This is a genomic window from Turicibacter sp. HGF1 (assembly GCF_000191865.1).
Taxonomy (GTDB): domain Bacteria; phylum Bacillota_I; class Bacilli_A; order MOL361; family Turicibacteraceae; genus Turicibacter; species Turicibacter sanguinis.
Genome location: NZ_AEXQ01000001.1, coordinates 1 through 18,260, shown reverse-complemented (window position 1 = coordinate 18,260; position 18,260 = coordinate 1). Strand labels below are relative to the sequence as shown.

The 18,260-nt window shown below is 29.5% G+C and carries 13 protein-coding genes; 11 read left to right on the top strand and 2 right to left on the bottom strand.

Annotated features, from left to right (window positions below; translation table 11 throughout):
* The first annotated feature begins 178 nt into the window (after positions 1–178).
* The 11 genes from HMPREF9402_RS13890 to HMPREF9402_RS00010 all read left to right on the top strand — a co-directional run bounded on the left by HMPREF9402_RS13890 (position 179) and on the right by HMPREF9402_RS00010 (position 17,090).
* Positions 179–4,339, top strand: coding sequence for an N-acetylglucosaminidase (locus tag HMPREF9402_RS13890; RefSeq protein ID WP_009606105.1), 4,161 nt, complete (start codon positions 179–181; stop codon positions 4,337–4,339).
* Between the two features lie 157 nt (positions 4,340–4,496).
* On the top strand, positions 4,497–5,351 hold the full coding sequence (rfbD, locus tag HMPREF9402_RS00055; RefSeq protein WP_009606108.1) for a dTDP-4-dehydrorhamnose reductase: 855 nt from the start codon (positions 4,497–4,499) through the stop codon (positions 5,349–5,351).
* Complete coding sequence (rfbA, locus tag HMPREF9402_RS00050; protein WP_009606096.1) at positions 5,351–6,220, top strand: glucose-1-phosphate thymidylyltransferase RfbA; 870 nt, start codon at positions 5,351–5,353, stop codon at positions 6,218–6,220. Before rfbD ends, rfbA begins: the two co-directional genes overlap by 1 nt.
* The gene (rfbC, locus tag HMPREF9402_RS00045) at positions 6,221–6,802 is read left to right on the top strand and encodes a dTDP-4-dehydrorhamnose 3,5-epimerase (RefSeq protein WP_009606101.1); all 582 of its coding nucleotides are present in this window, start codon (positions 6,221–6,223) and stop codon (positions 6,800–6,802) included.
* Positions 6,803–7,831 carry a dTDP-glucose 4,6-dehydratase gene (rfbB, locus tag HMPREF9402_RS00040; RefSeq protein ID WP_009606100.1) on the top strand — a complete coding sequence of 343 codons (1,029 nt, stop codon included), beginning with the start codon at positions 6,803–6,805 and terminating at the stop codon, positions 7,829–7,831. It begins immediately after the preceding gene.
* Positions 7,831–8,631: an ABC transporter permease gene (locus HMPREF9402_RS00035; protein ID WP_009606102.1), complete on the top strand. Its 801-nt coding sequence runs from the start codon at positions 7,831–7,833 to the stop codon at positions 8,629–8,631. The genes rfbB and HMPREF9402_RS00035 overlap by 1 nt, the downstream gene beginning before the upstream one ends.
* 12 nt (positions 8,632–8,643) lie before the next feature.
* On the top strand, positions 8,644–9,903 hold the full coding sequence (locus HMPREF9402_RS00030; RefSeq protein ID WP_009606104.1) for an ABC transporter ATP-binding protein: 1,260 nt from the start codon (positions 8,644–8,646) through the stop codon (positions 9,901–9,903).
* 12 nt (positions 9,904–9,915) lie between these two features.
* Entirely contained in the window at positions 9,916–13,062 is a 3,147-nt protein-coding gene (locus HMPREF9402_RS00025; protein WP_009606107.1) for a glycosyltransferase, read from the top strand.
* An 89-nt stretch (positions 13,063–13,151) separates the two neighbouring features.
* Complete coding sequence (locus HMPREF9402_RS00020) at positions 13,152–14,516, top strand: mannose-1-phosphate guanylyltransferase/mannose-6-phosphate isomerase (RefSeq protein ID WP_009606098.1); 1,365 nt, start codon at positions 13,152–13,154, stop codon at positions 14,514–14,516.
* A gap of 157 nt (positions 14,517–14,673) precedes the next feature.
* Positions 14,674–15,582: a hypothetical protein gene (locus HMPREF9402_RS00015; RefSeq protein ID WP_139058164.1), complete on the top strand. Its 909-nt coding sequence runs from the start codon at positions 14,674–14,676 to the stop codon at positions 15,580–15,582.
* Complete coding sequence (locus HMPREF9402_RS00010; protein WP_039930529.1) at positions 15,513–17,090, top strand: LTA synthase family protein; 1,578 nt, start codon at positions 15,513–15,515, stop codon at positions 17,088–17,090. The genes HMPREF9402_RS00015 and HMPREF9402_RS00010 overlap by 70 nt, the downstream gene beginning before the upstream one ends.
* A gap of 484 nt (positions 17,091–17,574) precedes the next feature.
* Here HMPREF9402_RS00010 and HMPREF9402_RS14060 read toward each other — a convergent pair whose 3' ends face one another.
* Positions 17,575–17,859: an IS3 family transposase gene (locus HMPREF9402_RS14060; protein ID WP_009606106.1), complete on the bottom strand. Its 285-nt coding sequence runs from the start codon at positions 17,857–17,859 to the stop codon at positions 17,575–17,577.
* Positions 17,860–17,928: 69 nt separating this feature from the next.
* A partial coding sequence (locus HMPREF9402_RS00005; RefSeq protein ID WP_009606103.1) for an IS3 family transposase occupies positions 17,929–18,260 on the bottom strand: 332 nt, incomplete at its 5' end.

Genomic DNA, 18,260 nt, shown 5'->3' with positions numbered 1-18,260 from the left:
TAAGTTAAGTTAAGTAAGTAAATAAATAAATATATATATATATATCTTTTTTTATTACTAAATTTCTTATTATATACAAAAGAGTGTCAAAATATTCTTTTTATCTATGTTTTAATGACAAAAATGTATAAATTATTTATAATTAAAGGAGCTATGTATTGGAGAAGGAGTTGTGAAAATGAATCGAAAGCGGGGCAAGAAGGAAGTCTTAAAGGGAACATTAGCAATCGGATTATTAATAAATCAGTTTAGTAGCTTTGGGGCGATTGTTAATGCTACGGTATATGAGTCAGAAGTAGAAAATAATTCAGATATTGTTCAAGAATCAATTGATTCAAGTCAAGACGATCTACCAGATTTAGATGGAAACTTATCTAATGAAAGTACTGAAAATGAAGAGATTCAGAATCCGGGGGACGGTTTACCTGAAGAAATTCCAAATGACGAAGAATTCGGAGAAACTGAAGATGTAGAATTAGAGATTCCTAAAGTAGAAGAAGATTTAGATAGCGCTGATGGATCAGAAGAAAGCAAGAGTCCAGAAGAGCAAATTGAGGAAGAATTACTTGAAGAAACTGCTTCAATTAATTTAGAAGATGATGGTTTATTCTCCATTGAAAGTCGAAGTTCTGGAAGTGGATTAGTTCAGCTATGGCAAGTTGTTCCTGATGGACAGCAATCAAAAGAAGGTAAGACTACTTCAGAAATTATGAAGGCAGTACAATGTAAGCCCAATCATAATTTATATCCATCTGGTGGACAATCTGAACATAATACATATGTAAACTCTTGTTATGTAGATGATGCTTTATATTTAGGAGAAGATACGAATTATTATTATATTTATTTATCTGGATATGAAGGGAAGGTTCCTAAATCTGAATCTCATTGGTTTGAATTAGATTTAAATAATGATGGGACAAAGGTAAAGTATGAAATTCAGACAGTTGCTTATTATATTCCAGGCGGAACAACAATGTATAGTTTACAAGAAAAAACTGAACCATTAGATGTTCCAGAGTTGAATTATTATGATCAATACTTAGATAAATATAATGATATAAATGAACGAGGAATTACTACTTTTAGTACGTCAACAGTTCAATCACCATCTTATTATGCCAATGAAAATGGAACGTTAGTTCATTATCTAACGAGTAATGTAACAAAGGCTAATAGTTATTCAAAAGTGATTGTTGGAAAAGCACCATCTTGGATGAGTTCTAATGTTAAATATTATAGTTATGATGGAATTTATTTTTATACAAACTGGCGTAACATTAAGGTTAATGGTCAAGGTGCTGTAAATCAATCAAATCCATTTTATAATTATTATCAATATCTACCAGTTAGGTCGAAATCAAATTATTCAGCTAATATTTTTGATAATTATACAAATTCGAATGGTGGAGCAGGTGGAAAGTTAGTCAATACAGGCCAATACTTCTATGCTGTTCAAGATAAGTATGGGATTAATGGTGCCTTACAGTACGCTATGGGAATTCATGAAAGTGGATGGGGGAAAAGTAGTTTAAGTCTAAATAAAAATAATTTGTTTGGAATGAATGCTACTGATAATAACCCATATGGAAATGGTACTAGTTTTCCATCTGTTGAAGCAGGAATTAATTATCATGCTGACCGTTACCTATCATGGGGATATACAGATCCGGTTGATGATTGGAGATATATGGGATCTCATGTCGGAAATAAAGGAAGTGGAATGAATGTTAGGTATGCATCCGATCCATTCTGGGGAGAAAAAATTGCTGGTTGGTATTATCGCTTTGATAGTGCCAGTGGATTAAAGGATTATGATTATTATACAATCGGAATTAAACAATCTAACGCGGTTGTAGATGTTAAGAGTCAAGCTAATTCAAGTTCATCTACTTTATATCAAACTAAAAATAAAAAAAGTAATATAAAAATAGGGCATTATCCTGTCTTAATAACAGGAAATTTAAATGGATTTTATCAAATTAAAACTGACACACCTCTGAATAGTAGTGGAAATGTCCAATATAATGCAACATATCAGTGGCCTAATACTTATGGATATATAAATAATAACAATGTTATCGTAGTTAATGGAAATAACAGCTATAATGATCCTTTGAATTTGCAACTGTATAATCCAACAACAAAAGATACATTAGATAGTATTTACTGGTCAAATGGAAAATTAAATTTAGAAGGATGGGCTATTATTGAAGGGCTTAATATTCCTACTGATACTAGTGTAAGTAAAAAGTTAATATTTACTGATAAAAATGGTAAGAGTTATGAATATAATTTAACTAATGTTAAAGCAACTAAAGTCACAAATTCTAGTTGGGCAAATCCAGGAAATTTATATAACTATGATTATGCAGGCTATAAAATAAGTATAGATGAATCTGATCTTCCAGTAAATTTAGGTGAGTATAAATTATCTTTGGAAATTACTATTGGTACAGTAAAAAAAATAATTAATTTATCGAAAAATGATAATTTACCAGAAACCCATACAAATTATAATCAATATGACTTTAATAATTTAAATAATCAATTAAAATTGATTATATCTTCTTTAAAAACGAAAGATACATTGGATAGAGTTTATTGGGATAATGATCAATTAGTTTTAGAAGGATGGGCTATTATTGAAGGGCGAAATATGCCTGATAATAATAGTGTTGTAAAAACGCTAATCTTAATGGGTAGTAATGGAATGAAATACGAATATCCAATGACAAATGTTGAAATTAAAGGAGTAACAGAGGCAGAATGGGTAAATCCAAATAAAATATACAATTATGATTACTCAGGATATAGTGTTCGTATTAATAAAGACGATCTTCCAAATATTACACAAGATTATTCTATTTCTGTAAAAATTACCTCTGGAGATAGTTCCGCAACTATTTCTTTATCAATGAAAAGTGGATTGCCTAATATAGAAATCGGAAATTTCACATATAATATTTTGAACGTTAATAATAAATTAATATTATCAATTAAAGATTTAACTACAAAAAATACATTAGATAGGGTGTATTGGGAGAATAATCAATTAGTTTTAGAAGGATGGGCACTAATTGATGGTCATAGTATGTCTAGTAATAATAGTGTTACAAAGATATTAATTTTAACGGATAGTAATGGGAAAAAATACGAATATCCAATGACAAATGTTGAAATTAAGGGAGTAACTGAGTCAAGTTGGGCAAATCCAGGAAATCGATATAATTATGATTATTCTGGGTATAAAGTTGTAATTCCTATCGATGATTTACCAACTCAGGAAGATAGTTATCTCGTAAGTTTAAATATGAGTATTAATAATTTAAATAAGATTATCAATATTGATCCGAGTTCAACAAGTATTCCAGATGTTTATACTGGAAAGAGTTCTTTAGTATCATTTGAAAAAGTATCTAATAAATTGAATCTATCTGTCCAAGAACGAAGTTTAGGAACAAATAATTGTGTAGATAAAATAGAATGGAATAACAATCAATTAACCTTAGAAGGATGGGGATTAATTGAGGGCTTAGATATGTCTACAAGTTCAGTTGTAAGTAAAATATTAGTATTGGAATCAGATTCAGGGAAGAAATACGAATACCCAATGACAAATATTGAAATTAAAGGAGTAACTGATTCAAGTTGGGCAAATCCGGGGAAACATTATAATTATGATTATTCAGGATATAAAGTTTCAATTTCGCAAGATCAACTTCCAAAAGAAGTAGGAAGTTATACACTGAAATTAAAATTAAAAGTAGGAAATACAACAAAAGAATTAATTTTGAATCCAAGTGTTAAGTTACCAGCGCAATACACAGGTGCAACGGAACTATATAGTATTGAATCAGTAAATCAAAAGCTAATATTAAATGTCCAAAAGAGAAGTTTAGGAACAAATAATTGTGTAGATAAAATAGAATGGAATAACAATCAATTAACCTTAGAAGGATGGGGATTAATTGAGGGCTTAGATATGTCTACAAGTTCAGTTGTAAGTAAAATATTAGTATTGGAATCAGATTCAGGGAAGAACTACGAATACCCAATGACAAATGTTGAAATTAAAGGAGTAACTGATTCAAGTTGGGCAAATCCGGGGAAACATTATAATTATGATTATTCAGGATATAAAGTTTCAATTTCGCAAGATCAACTTCCAAAAGAAGTAGGAAGTTATACACTGAAATTAAAATTAAAAGTAGGAAATACAACAAAAGAATTAATTTTGAATCCTATGAAGTCTTATCCTAATGTTCCTAACTATAATGGAAATAAATATGAATTACTGACAAAAGGAAGTTCAATAATAGTAAAAGTTTCAAAATAATGTATTTAAAAAGGAGATATAATAAAAGTATTTTTTGTGAGTGTATTTTGTATATATATTTACAAAATTTAATATATATCTTCTTTTTTTTTATTTATTTTCTTATTGTCTTTAACAAAAATACTATGTTTGATAAACTAATTATGAGGTGTATATAATGAAGATATTAATTACAGGATCTAATGGAATGTTGGGAACAGATTTATGTGAAGTTTTTAAAAATAATGATTTTGAAGTTATTCCTATGACGCAAAATGATTTTGATATTACAAACTTAAATCAGACTATAGAAAAAATTAAAGAATATAATCCAGATGTGGTTATTCATCCTGCAGCATATACAAATGTAGATGCATGTGAGGAGAATATAGATTTAGCATATCAAATAAATTCGATTGGAGCTCGAAATGTTGCATTAGCATGTAAAGAAATTGATGCAGCGATGGTATATATAAGTACAGATTATGTCTTTGATGGAACTTCTAGTACTCCATATAAGGAATTTGATGTTGCTAGTCCTCAAAGTATTTATGGAAAGTCAAAATTAGCTGGAGAAAATTATGTGCGAGATATTTTAAGTAAATATTATATTGTTCGAACAGCTTGGCTATACGGTAAGAATGGTAAGAATTTTGTAACAACGATGATTGATTTAGCTAGTAAGATGCCTCAATTAAAAGTCGTTAATGATCAAAATGGTTGTCCAACTTATACAAAAGATTTATCAGAGGCTATTGCACAATTAATTAAGAAACCAGCCTATGGAGTTTATCATTTAAGTAATAGTGAGCCAACAACATGGTATGGATTTACTCAAGAGATATTTACACAATGTGGGATTGGAACTCCAGTCGTACCATGTACAACGGATGAGTTTCCAAGACCAGCTAAACGACCTGCTTATTCAGTATTAGATAATTGTTCATGGAGACTTGAAGGGTTTATGCCTTTACGCCCATGGCAAGAAGCGCTAACAGACTATTTAAAAGAGATCGGGAAGGTGAATGAATAATGAAAGGAATTATTCTTGCAGGTGGGTCAGGAACACGCTTGTATCCGATCACAAAATCAGTTTCTAAACAAGCATTACCTATTTATGATAAACCAATGATTTATTATCCTTTATCAGTTTTAATGTTAGCAGGAATTAAAGATATTTTAATTATATCTACACCTCGAGACATTACATTATTTCAAGAGCTTTTTGAAGATGGAAAACATCTAGGATTAAATATTGAATATAAAGTTCAAGAAAACCCCAATGGATTAGCTGAAGCATTTATTATAGGAGAAGATTTTATTGGAGATGATAAAGTGGCCTTAGTTTTAGGAGATAATATCTTCCATGGTTATGGATTCTCTGAAAGATTAGCTAAAGCCGTTGAACGAGATGAGTCAACTATATTTGGTTATCATGTGAGTGATCCAAGTGCATTTGGTGTTGTTGAATTTGATAGCGAATTTAATGTGTTGTCAATCGAGGAGAAACCAGTTCAACCAAAGTCAAATTATGCCGTGCCAGGTCTTTATTTCTATGATAATGAGGTTGTGGATATTGCTAAAAATATTAAACCCTCTCCACGTGGTGAGTTAGAAATTACAGATATTAATAATGAATATTTACGTCGTGGAAAATTAAAAGTTGAATTATTTGGGCGTGGAATGGCCTGGCTTGATACAGGAACTCACCGCGGATTATTAGATGCCTCTAATTATGTTGAAGCTGTTCAAACACGTCAAGGTTTATATGTTGCTTGTTTAGAGGAAATTGCGTATCGTAAAGGATATATTTCAAAAGAACAATTATTAGAACTGGCGAAACCCTTATTAAAGACTGAGTATGGACAGTATTTAGTTAAAATTGCAAATGAGGTGAAATAAATGGGAAACTTCAACTTTATTGCTACTAAAATTCCGGATTTATATATTATTGAACCAAAAGTATTTGGAGATGAACGCGGATACTTTATGGAATCTTATAGTCAAAAAGATTTTACTGAAGCAGGATTAACGATGACCTTTGTACAAGATAACGAATCTAAATCACGTAAAGGGGTTTTACGAGGACTTCATTTTCAAACAAAACAGACCCAAGGTAAATTAGTTCGTGTCACTCAAGGTGAAGTTTGGGATGTCGCAGTAGATTTACGTAAGGGTTCTCCAACTTATGGACAATGGGAAGGAGTTTATTTAAGTGCTGAAAATAAACGCCAATTCTATGTTCCAGAAGGATTTGCGCATGGATTTGTAGTGACATCTGAAGAAGCTATATTTAATTATAAATGTACCGATTTTTATGCGCCTGAATATGATAGCGGACTACTTTGGAATGATGAGGACGTTGCAGTTAAGTGGCCATTAGAAGGCTTAGGCGAAATTTTATTATCTGAAAAAGATCAAAAACAAAAGACACTGAAGGAATTAAAGGATTTACCTTTTATTTATGAAGGAGAGAAAAATTAGATGATGGATAAAAAGATGTTAGTTACAGGTGGAGCTGGATTTATCGGAGGAAACTTCGTTCATTATATGGTCAACAAATACCCTAACTATATGATTGTTAATCTGGATGCTTTAACCTATGCTGGAAACCTAGAAACATGCCAACCTGTTGAAGGTAAACCAAATTATAAATTCGTAAAAGGTGATATCGCTGATCGTGAGTTCATCTTTGACTTATTTGAAAAAGAAAAATTTGATGTGGTGGTCAATTTTGCGGCAGAGTCGCATGTTGATCGATCAGTTAAAGATCCTGAAATTTTTATAAAAACAAATGTATTAGGAACACAAGTCTTAATGGATGCATCACGTGCTTATGGAGTAGAGCGTTATCACCAGGTTTCAACAGATGAAGTTTATGGAGATTTACCGTTAGACCGACCAGATTTATTCTTTACAGAAGAAACACCATTACATACATCAAGTCCATATTCAGCGTCAAAAGCTTCTGCTGATTTATTAGTGTTTGCTTATCATCGTACATTTGGTTTACCAATTACAATTTCACGTTGTTCGAATAACTATGGACCTTATCATTTCCCAGAAAAGTTAATTCCGTTAATGATTTCACGCGCGTTAAATGATGAAAAGTTACCGGTATATGGAAATGGTGAAAATGTTCGTGACTGGTTACATGTCTATGACCATTGTGCAGCGATTGATTTAATTTTACATAAAGGTCGTGTAGGAGAAGTTTATAATGTCGGTGGACATAATGAGCGTACTAATTTGGAAGTCGTTAGAACCATCTTAAAAGCATTAGGAAAATCAGAGGACTTAATTACTTATGTGACAGATCGTCCAGGTCATGACTTACGTTATGCGATTGATCCACAAAAATTAGAGAATGAATTAGGGTGGAAGCCAACGTATAACTTCGATACAGGGATTGCTCAAACCATCCAGTGGTATCTAGATAATAAGCAATGGTGGGAAAATATTATCTCAGGTGAATACCAAAACTATTTTGAAAAGCAATATGGTGATCGCTAATGAATGTATTAAGAAGTTACTTTGAAGATTTATTTAAGTTTCGTAAATTAATATATAGCTTATCACTAGACGATTTTAAAGTAAAATATGCAGGATCATATTTTGGAATTGTGTGGGCATTTATTAAACCAATTGTGACTATTTTAGTTTTTTGGTTTGTTTTTCAAGTCGGATTTAGAAATGCCCCTGTAAGTAACGTTCCATATATTCTTTGGCTAATTCCTGCCGTTATTCCATGGTTCTTTTTTGTAGAGGCAATGAATGGAACAACAGGAACGTTATTACAGTATAGCTATCTGGTAAAAAAAATGAAGTTCCCAATTCAAATTTTACCTGTTGTAAAAATTCTTTCTTCTTTATATGTTCATTTATTTTTTATCGCATTTATTTTCTTTATGTATATTATTTATGGATTTGGGTTTGATATTTATCAAATTCAAGTTATTTATTACATTATAGCTTTACTTGCTTTTTTAAATGGAATTGGTTTAATTCTAAGTGCTTTAAATGTTTTCATTAAAGATATGCGAGAAATTGTTAATATTGTTTTAGAAGTTGGATTCTGGCTGACACCAATCTTTTGGTCGTATTCAATGTTATCTGATTCTGTATTAACTTTGTTTAGACTAAATCCAATGTTTTATATAACAGATGGAATGAGAGATACTTTTGTAAATAAAGTATGGTTTTGGGAAAATGTAACATGGATGCTTTATTTTTGGGTGTTGACGATTGTTGTAAATTTAATTGGTATTTTACTTTATAACAAATTAAAACCTCATTTTTCAGATGTTATTTAGGAGGGTTAACATATGCAAGATATCATTAAAGTTACAAACTTAGTTAAAACGTATAAAATGTACGATAAACCAATTGATCGATTGAAAGAAGCTATTAATCCTAAAAAAGTATTACATAAAGATTTTTATGCGCTTAAAGATATAACTTTTACGATTAGTAAAGGAGAAACTGTTGGAATTATTGGAAAAAATGGTTCTGGAAAGTCGACTTTATTGAAAATTTTAACAGAAGTTTTAACTCCAACGAGTGGAGAGGCAATTGTGGATGGAAAAGTATCAGCATTATTAGAGCTGGGTGCCGGATTTAATCCTGAATACACGGGAATTCAAAATATTTATTTGAATGGAAGTGTTTTAGGGTTTGATAAGAAGCAAATGGATGGAAAACTTCAAGAGATATTAGATTTTGCTGAACTTGGAGATTTTATTTATCAACCAGTTAAAACATATTCAAGTGGAATGTTTGTTCGTCTTGCGTTTGCGGTAGCCATAAATGTCGATCCTGATATCTTAATTATTGATGAGGCATTGAGTGTTGGAGATATTCGTTTTCAACAGAAATGCTTTAGAAAGATTGAAGAATTTAAGAAAAAGAAAACTGTTATCTTTGTTTCACATGATATGTCAACAATTATTAATCATTGTGAGAGAGCTATTTGGATTAATGAAGGAGAATTACTTGCCGACGGAGACCCAGTGGAGTTATCTAAAAGATATCGTGCATTTATGATGAATTTAGATTCTGAAATTATTAGTTATGATGATAATGAAGAAGAGCAAATTAGTGAATTAGGAATAAGTTTTAATTCAGTTGCTAACTTGGAAATGTTTGGAGATTTAAAAGCGGAGATTACAGGTGTAAGTTTACAAGATGTTAAGACTGATCAGGGATTAACAGTGGTTGAACCTCAACAAAAAGTCCGCTTACTTATTAAGTGCAAGTTAAATCAAAAAATTGATGAAGCTTTAATCGTTGGATTTACAATCAAAGATCGTTTAGGTAATATTGTAACCCAGTCAAATAGCTACACATTAAATAGTCCAGTAAATCCTAAAAATCGTTATTTTATTTCTTCTTTTGAATTTGAAATTCCAAATTTAACAGTAGGAACTTATACGATTTCACCAGCGATTGCATCTGGAATTCAGGAAGATCATGTGCAACATTGTTGGATTCATGATGCATTGTTATTTGAAGTTGTGAATAAAGGGTTTAATTTATTAGAGGGATATTTATTCTTATCTCCAATTACTTTTAACTTAATCGATTAAGGAGTTTAAAATATGAAATTTACAGGAGAGCGATTTATTCCGCAAAATAATGAAGATGCGGAAATTTATATTGAACATTACCACCGTTATTTAGCAGCTAAGCCACTTGTTAAAGATAAAGTTGTTTTGGATGCAGCCTGTGGTGCTGGATATGGGTCATTTATTCTTTCTAGTGAAGCAAAGATGGTTATTGGTGTTGATATTAGTGAAGAAGCTATTTTACACGCAAAAGAGCAATATAAAAGAGATAATCTAACTTATTTAATGAATTCTATTGAAGAAATTGAGGTAGAAGATCATTCAATCGATGTTGTCATTTCATTTGAAACAATTGAACACGTTGAGGAAGAATTGCAACATAAATTTTTAAAAGAAATTAAACGTGTTTTAAAAAAAGATGGAATACTTATTATGTCTACGCCAGACCGAGAGGTTTATTCACAATTAGTACATTACAGTAATGAATACCATGTAAAAGAATTTGCGAAGATAGAATATAAACAATTTTTACATTTATATTTTGAAAATATTCAGTTTTTTACACAAGGGTTTAAAGTAGCAAGTGTGATTAATGGTGATACAAGCCCAAATATATTGAAAAATATTAATGAGGCTAGAGTAGATGACGATTATTCAATTGATGAAAAGTATTTAATTGCAATCTGTTCTGAAAAGCAAGAAAGTATTGAAGATATTGACTTTAACTCTATTGTGATTGAATCAGGTAAAAAATATAATAATCAAATTCGTCGTATTTTAGACTTACAAGAAGAGGTTGAAGAACGAAATGCGCATCTTAAATATCTAGATAAACAAATTGATGAATTTACTACTGCTCTGTCTAATAAAGAATTAGAAATAAAAGAGTTGATGCAAAAGTATACCTCATTAGACGAAGAAAGCCGTAAAGCCAGTCAGGAGTTTCAAATGGTTGTAGAGCGTTTAAACCATGTGGAACAATCTTTAAGTTGGCGTCTAGTATCAAAATGTAATCGAATAATTGATAAATTAATACCTTTTAATTCGAAGCGACGTTTAATAGTTAGTTTAGGTATTCGATTTATGAAAGAACCTAAAATTTTCTTGAAATCAGTTAATAAAAGTAGTATTAAATCATTTTTCACAATGTTGGGTCAATATGATGCTAATAGTGTCCTCGGACAAGTTGATATTGCACTAAATTCTCAAGAAGAACTAAGTCGTGTAGATATTAAGCTAGTTGATTGTGAGGAAAAAGAGAAAATTATTTTTGAAAAGTTTGAAAATCCAACAGTAAGTATTATCATTCCCGTATATAATCAATTTGATTATACTTATTCTTGCTTAAAGGCCATTAAAGAAAATACGAAAAATGTGACGTATGAAATTATTATTGGTGATGATGTTTCAAATGATGAAACAGTGAATATCTTTGATTATGCAGAAAATATTAAAGTAAATCGTCATGAGAAAAATACTGGCTTTTTAATGAATTGTAATGATGCTGCACAGGTAGCCATAGGTAAATATGTATTATTCTTAAATAATGATACGAATGTGCAAGAGGACTGGTTAGAACCCCTTGTTTCATTAATTGAGAGTGATGAGAAGATTGGTATGGTTGGATCAAAACTTGTTTACTTAAACGGTAAGTTACAGGAAGCTGGCGGAATTATTTGGGATGATGCATCCGGTTGGAATTACGGTCGCTTAGATGATCCAAATAAACCAGAATATAACTATGTAAAAGAAGTTGATTATATCTCAGGTGCTTGTATTATGTTATCGATGAAGCTATGGAAAGAAATCGGAGGATTTGATCAAAGATTTATTCCGGCTTATTATGAAGATACAGATTTAGCTTTTGAAGTGCGTAAGCGAGGATTAAAAGTTGTGTATCAACCAAAATCAATGGTTGTTCATTTTGAAGGAATTTCAAATGGAACAGATTTAAATAGTGGATTGAAAAAGTATCAAGTTGTTAATCTAGAAAAATTCAAAGAAAAGTGGGCTAAAGAATTAAAAGAAAATCATTTTCCTAATGCACAAAATGTCTTTTTAGCAAAAGACCGTAGTGCAGATAAAAAACGTATTTTAGTTGTTGATCATTATGTCCCACACTATGATCAAGATGCAGGTGGTAAGTGTACCTATCACTATCTAAAATTATTTACTAAATTAGGATATAAGGTAACCTTTATTGGTGATAATTTCTTTAAACACGAACCATATACAGGTTTATTGCAGCAAATGGGAATTGAAGTTTTATATGGTAATTGGTACTATCATTCAATTAATGAATGGTTAAAATTAAATGCAAAATATTTTGATTTTGTTTATATGAATCGCCCGCATATTACTGAAAAGTATATTGATTTAATTAAACAATATTCAAATGCGAAAATTATTTATTTTGGGCATGATTTACATTATTTACGTGAACAAAGAAATTATGAAGTGACAGGTGAAGAAAGTCTTTTGGAATCATCGGCTAATTGGAAGCAAAAAGAATTTAATTTATTTAATAAGTCGGATATAATTCACGTTGTAGGAAATTATGAACAAAGTTTAATCCAAAAAGAGATGCCAAATAAGATTGTTAGAAATATTCCATTATATATTTATGATGAATTCTTTAAAAATAAAAATGGATTTAAGGATAGAAAAGATATTTTATTTGTCGGTGGTTTTAGACACAAACCAAATGAAGATGCAGTTTTATGGTTTATGAATGAAATCTGGCCTTTTGTCGCAAAACAAAATCCACAAATGAAATTTTATATTGTGGGATCTAATCCATCTGAACAGATTAAAGCCCTTCATAGTGAGCGTGTTATTGTAACTGGATTCATTAGTGACGAAGAATTAGAAACGTTATATACATCTTGTAGACTAGTAGTAGCTCCTTTACGTTATGGCGCAGGCGTTAAAGGGAAGATTGTTGAGGCAATTTATTATCAAATTCCTGTTGTTACGACTTCAATTGGAGCAGAGGGATTAGTGGATGCAGAACAAGTAATGATAGTAGAAAATAATTATGAAAAATTTGCTGCAAAAATCTGTACGTTATATGATGATGAAATAAACTGGAACTATTTTTCTGAACAAGAAGCCAAATATATTTGTAAACACTTCTCTGAAAATGCAGCAATTAGTATCATAAATAAAGATTTTAATTAATAAAAAATTAAATTGGATCAATAATTTCTTAGTAAATTATTGATTCTTTTCTATATCTGTATACTTAAGATAAAAAGTGGTGAAAATTTATGAAAAATATTATTATATCAGGCGGAAGCGGAACAAGACTTTGGCCATTATCAAGACAAAAATATCCTAAACAATTTTGTGAACTTATCGGAGATAAATCTTTATATCAATGTACTATTGAAAGAAATATGAATAGTTGTGATGAATTTATCATTGTTACTAATAAAGATCACTACTTTGTTGCAAAAGATGAACTAGAGTATGTAGGAGTAGGAAAAAATAAATTTATATTAGAACCAGTTGGTAGAAATACAGCTCCTGCAATCACATTAGCTTGTTTAAGCTTACATGAAGATGATGTAGTATTAGTAACGCCTGCCGATCATTATATTGAAAAAATGATAGGATATCATGAAGCGCTTCAGAAAGGATTAGAACATGCAAAACAAGGGTATTTAGTTACATTTGGAATTAAACCGAAATATCCAGAAACTGGTTATGGTTATATTTGTGCAAATGGAGAAGATGTTTTAAGCTTTAAAGAGAAACCAAATTTAGATTTAGCAAAAGAGTATGTTAATAGTGGAAATTACTTATGGAATAGTGGAATGTTCGTTTTTAAGGTCGGAACATTTCTTGATGAATTAAAAAAATATCATCCAGAGATGTTAGAAGCGTGTAAAAATAGTTTTAATAACTCTAGCTTTGATAGTGTAGAGAATAAAATAGAGATTTTAGAAGATGATATGAAAAAAATTCCGTCAGATAGTATTGATTATGCTGTAATGGAAAAAAGTAGTTTAATAAAAGTAGTTCATACAGATATTTCTTGGAGTGACTTAGGAAGCTTTGAGTCTTTAGATGATGCAATGAAAAAAGATGAAGATAATAATACATACTGTGAAAACTATGTTAGTTTAGGGAGTAAAGATAACTTAGTTATAAGTAATAATAAAATTGTAGCAACAATTGATGTAGATAATCTAGTCATCGTGGATACTGATGATGCTTTATTTATTAGTAAAAAAGGATCATCCCAAAAAATAAAAGATTTAATTCCAAAACTTCAAAAATTAGATAAAAATATAACTGAATTGCATACTACGATTTATCGACCTTGGGGTAAATATACAATTTTAGAAAATGGACAAGGATATAAGATTAAGAAGATTATAGTTAAACCTGGTCATAAACTATCTAGACATGTTCATTTCCATAGAAATGAACATTGGACTGTTTTAAGTGGAACAGCCAAAGTTGAAATCGGACAGGAAAATTATGTTTTATGTACGAATGAATCAAGTTATATACATATGGGTGTAGAACATTGTCTGATTAATCCCGGTAAAATTGATTTAGTGATGATTGAGACATCTGTTGGTGCCTATTTAGAAGAAGATGATACTTTTACTGTTTTAAAATAATTAAATGAAAATTATAGTTTTTTTGTGTTTCATAGAAAGTGAGTTTGCGAATGAAAAAAAAATATGGTTTGGAATATTTTTATTTATAATTATATTTAATATTATTATTACGAACTATCAGGTAAAATTAGTTATCAATTTTGGAGAAGAGTCACAATTGGAAAATCAAACTTTACAAGTTATGTATGATAGTGGAACAAACGACTCTTATCCTTTTACTGGAAAATATTCTAGTTATAACTTAGTCAAAGATAGCGAATTTGAAAAGATATTTAAAATTCCGGTTGCTCGAGATGATAAGATAAGAATTAATTTCGTTTCAGGGAATATAGATAGTTTTAATATAGATAGCATAGAGCTAAAATATATGGGGATTCCTATTCTTTGTAAGAATTCTGAAGAAATTTTTAATGAATTTAAAAATCTAAATGATATTCAGATGATTTTAAATAATGAAAAGGTATTTTTTATTGTTCAAGGAAATGATCCATATATCGAAAATATGAAATTTACTAATTTTAATATTGAATTATTAGAATTCATTATGACAGCTATTTGTAGTTTCATAGTAACCTATTTGTTGATGCAATTTATTCTCATAATGTATAGTCAACGACAAAGAATTATTAGTATTCTTTCAGTTTGCAAGAATAAGTTATTTAGTTTTATTCCCTTTATTTATTGTGTTTGGATTTTTGGTAATTTAGTTTTAGCTTTTATTAGCGAATGGATTTCTAATGATAAATTTAATATTATAAATCAATTTCCTATTTATATTCTTTCCTTAAGTATTATTTTCACTATTACAAGTTTAGTTTTTATTTTAAAGAATAAATTAACAATTTATTTTTTAATCTCTATTTTTATTTTAATTATTTCAAGTATTAATAAAATGATAATATCCTTTAGAGGAGTCCCTTTAACTTTTTCAGATATTTATTCGCTTAGGGACGGGTTAAGTATCTTAAATAACTATATTAACAATTGGATGATATATTGTTTTTTTATTATATTAATCATAATGTTTGTTTTAATTTTCAATTTGATAAAAAAAGAAAAAAAATAAGGGAATCATATTCAAAATTAAATATTATTCCTTTTATTATAAGTTTATCCGTAACAATTCTCCTAGTAAAAATATATAATTTATCAGGGATATTGATTAGTCAGCCATGGAATATTGCTTATGAATATGAATATAATGGATTTACTTATTCACTATTAAGTTCAGCTACAGAAACTATTAGGAAGGTCCCTAAAAATTATAGTAAAGATTATATATTAGATTTGAAGGAGACTATAAATACAGAAAGTAATAGTACTCTCTTAAATGACTCTAATCCTAATATTATAATTGTCCAATTAGAATCTTTTTTTGATCCCACATCTATTGAAGGATTGGAGTTTTCAAAAAACCCTCTTTCGTTTTATAATTCATTGAGAGATAATTATACTTCAGGAGATTTATATGTTCCGACTTTTGGTGGAGGTACAGTTAGAACAGAATTTGAGATATTGACAGGAATGAATATTGATTATTTAAGTCCCGGCGAAATTCCTAATTCAACAATTTTAAAAAAGAGTAATATTTTTTCTTTAGCACATAATCTTAATCAACAAGGGTATACTTCTCACTTTGTTCATAACAATCGTGGAGATTTTTATCAAAGAAATGTAGTGTATAAAAACCTAGGATTTAATACTTTTTCGTCTATTGAGTATTTTGCAAATTATACTATTGATAAATATTGGCCGAAAGATGAATCTTTAGTTACTCCAATTTTAGATGCCTTAAATACAACTATTGGTTCAGATTTTATTTACGTTGTAACCGTTGAGAGTCATGGGGGATATTCTAGCGAAAAAATGGAAAATCCAATTCAAGTTAAAGGAGATTTAAAGCAAGAAGTGTTAAATCAAATTGAGAATTACAGTAATGTATTATATGAGGTGGATAAATTTATTAATAATCTGGTTGAAGAGGTTAATCAGTTGCAGGAAAACACTGTTATAGTGTTTTTGTCTGATCATTTACCACAGTTATTATATTTTAATGATATGGTAAATACGGATAATTATAAAAATACAACTGAATATATTATTTATGATAACTTTAATTTAGAAAAACAAGATGATAATATAGAAACTTACCAATTATCAACTAAAATATTATCTTTGCTAGGATTAAATTTGGGACCAATAGAAAATATTCATCGATTTTTAAAGGATAATGATGATTATCAAGAGATTTTAGAAATTATACAATTTGATATTCTATTTAAGGATAGACTATATTATAATAATTCACAGAAGCAATTAATAAATGAAATGCAAATGGGGATTAATCCGGTAGAGTTAGATAATTACTTTATAGAAGAAGATGCACTCATCATTAAAGGAAAAAATTTTAATACCTTTTCAAAAGTTTATTTAGATAATAAATTAGTTTTAACCGAATATATTGATAGTGAAACATTAAGAGTAAATAATATTAAATCTTTTAAATCAGTTAGTATTAAGCAAGTTACTTCAGAAGGTGTATCATTAAGTAGTACAGTCACTTTAAAAAATTAATAAAAAAAGATATTAGATATTTTCTTCATCTGATATAGTACCTCTATGATAGACAAAAAAAATAAAAGCGAAACTATCAATTATGATAGAATCATTTTTGAGTCTACTATAGAGGTACTTTTCTTATACAATCAAAACGTATTAATAGTAGTTTGATTTATACAACTGAACTCAAACTTCAAGTTGTTAATCTTTATTTAAGTGGAGTTACCTTTAGCTAAAAATGCATGACTTCATACGGATCAAGGCTATCAATTTACAAATAAAAATGACATGAAAAATAGCGCTATAGGAATGGTACAGTCGACATCTTACAGAGGTAACTGCAAAGGACTTGGCCTGTATTGAAAACTTATTCCGTCATCTTAAAACATAGATGTCATTCTTTAGTTTACTACAAACTTTAGAGGAAGTTAAATAATCCATATCAAACTACATTTATTTGAATCTAGGTCAATATTTTGGACACAAAAAAATTAAGTTTTTAAGCAATTTGTCGTACAAATTGTTCACATTCTTGGGGTGTTAAATAATTAATCACTCCATGACTTCGTTTGCGATTATACCAGCCTTCTATGTATTGAAATAAAGCGATTCTAGCTTGTTGGAAGGTAACATAAGTTATTTGATATACTTCTTCATTCTTTAGAGTGGCATGGAAAGATTCAATATAATCATTGTCGTAAAGACACCCTTTACGACTAAAGGATTGAAGAATATTTAAATTCGAAATTAAGTTTTTAAAGTCTTTGATTGTATACTGTGACACTAGATTAGCATGAAGAATAAGATCATCTTTAAGTCTTTGAGAAATATAAGCTGGATTGTCAACACTAAACTAAACAACTTTTTTAAGGGTATTTTGACGATATTCAACTGGGGATAAATATCCCAGTGAAGAGTGGATCCTATGATTGTTATACCAGTTAACGTAGTCGGCAAATTCATAACCTAGTTGTTCTTGGGTTTCAAATATCTGATGGTTTACAAATTCTGTTTTGATTACTTTATAGGTCGCTTCTGCAACAGCGTTGTCATAGGGACATCCCTTCATACTTAAAGAGCGTTCAATTTCAAATACCTCTAAAATCTCATCAATGATTTTATTCTTAAATTCGTTACCTCGATCCGTGTGGAAAATCTTGATTTGACTTAGGTTAGTTTGGACGG

Coding starts and splice junctions, on each gene's coding strand:
- HMPREF9402_RS13890 (WP_009606105.1), top strand. CDS start 179: ATGAATCGAAAGCGGGGCAAGAAGGAAGTCTTAAAGGGAACATTAGCA.
- rfbD (WP_009606108.1), top strand. CDS start 4,497: ATGAAGATATTAATTACAGGATCTAATGGAATGTTGGGAACAGATTTA.
- rfbA (WP_009606096.1), top strand. CDS start 5,351: ATGAAAGGAATTATTCTTGCAGGTGGGTCAGGAACACGCTTGTATCCG.
- rfbC (WP_009606101.1), top strand. CDS start 6,221: ATGGGAAACTTCAACTTTATTGCTACTAAAATTCCGGATTTATATATT.
- rfbB (WP_009606100.1), top strand. CDS start 6,803: ATGATGGATAAAAAGATGTTAGTTACAGGTGGAGCTGGATTTATCGGA.
- HMPREF9402_RS00035 (WP_009606102.1), top strand. CDS start 7,831: ATGAATGTATTAAGAAGTTACTTTGAAGATTTATTTAAGTTTCGTAAA.
- HMPREF9402_RS00030 (WP_009606104.1), top strand. CDS start 8,644: ATGCAAGATATCATTAAAGTTACAAACTTAGTTAAAACGTATAAAATG.
- HMPREF9402_RS00025 (WP_009606107.1), top strand. CDS start 9,916: ATGAAATTTACAGGAGAGCGATTTATTCCGCAAAATAATGAAGATGCG.
- HMPREF9402_RS00020 (WP_009606098.1), top strand. CDS start 13,152: ATGAAAAATATTATTATATCAGGCGGAAGCGGAACAAGACTTTGGCCA.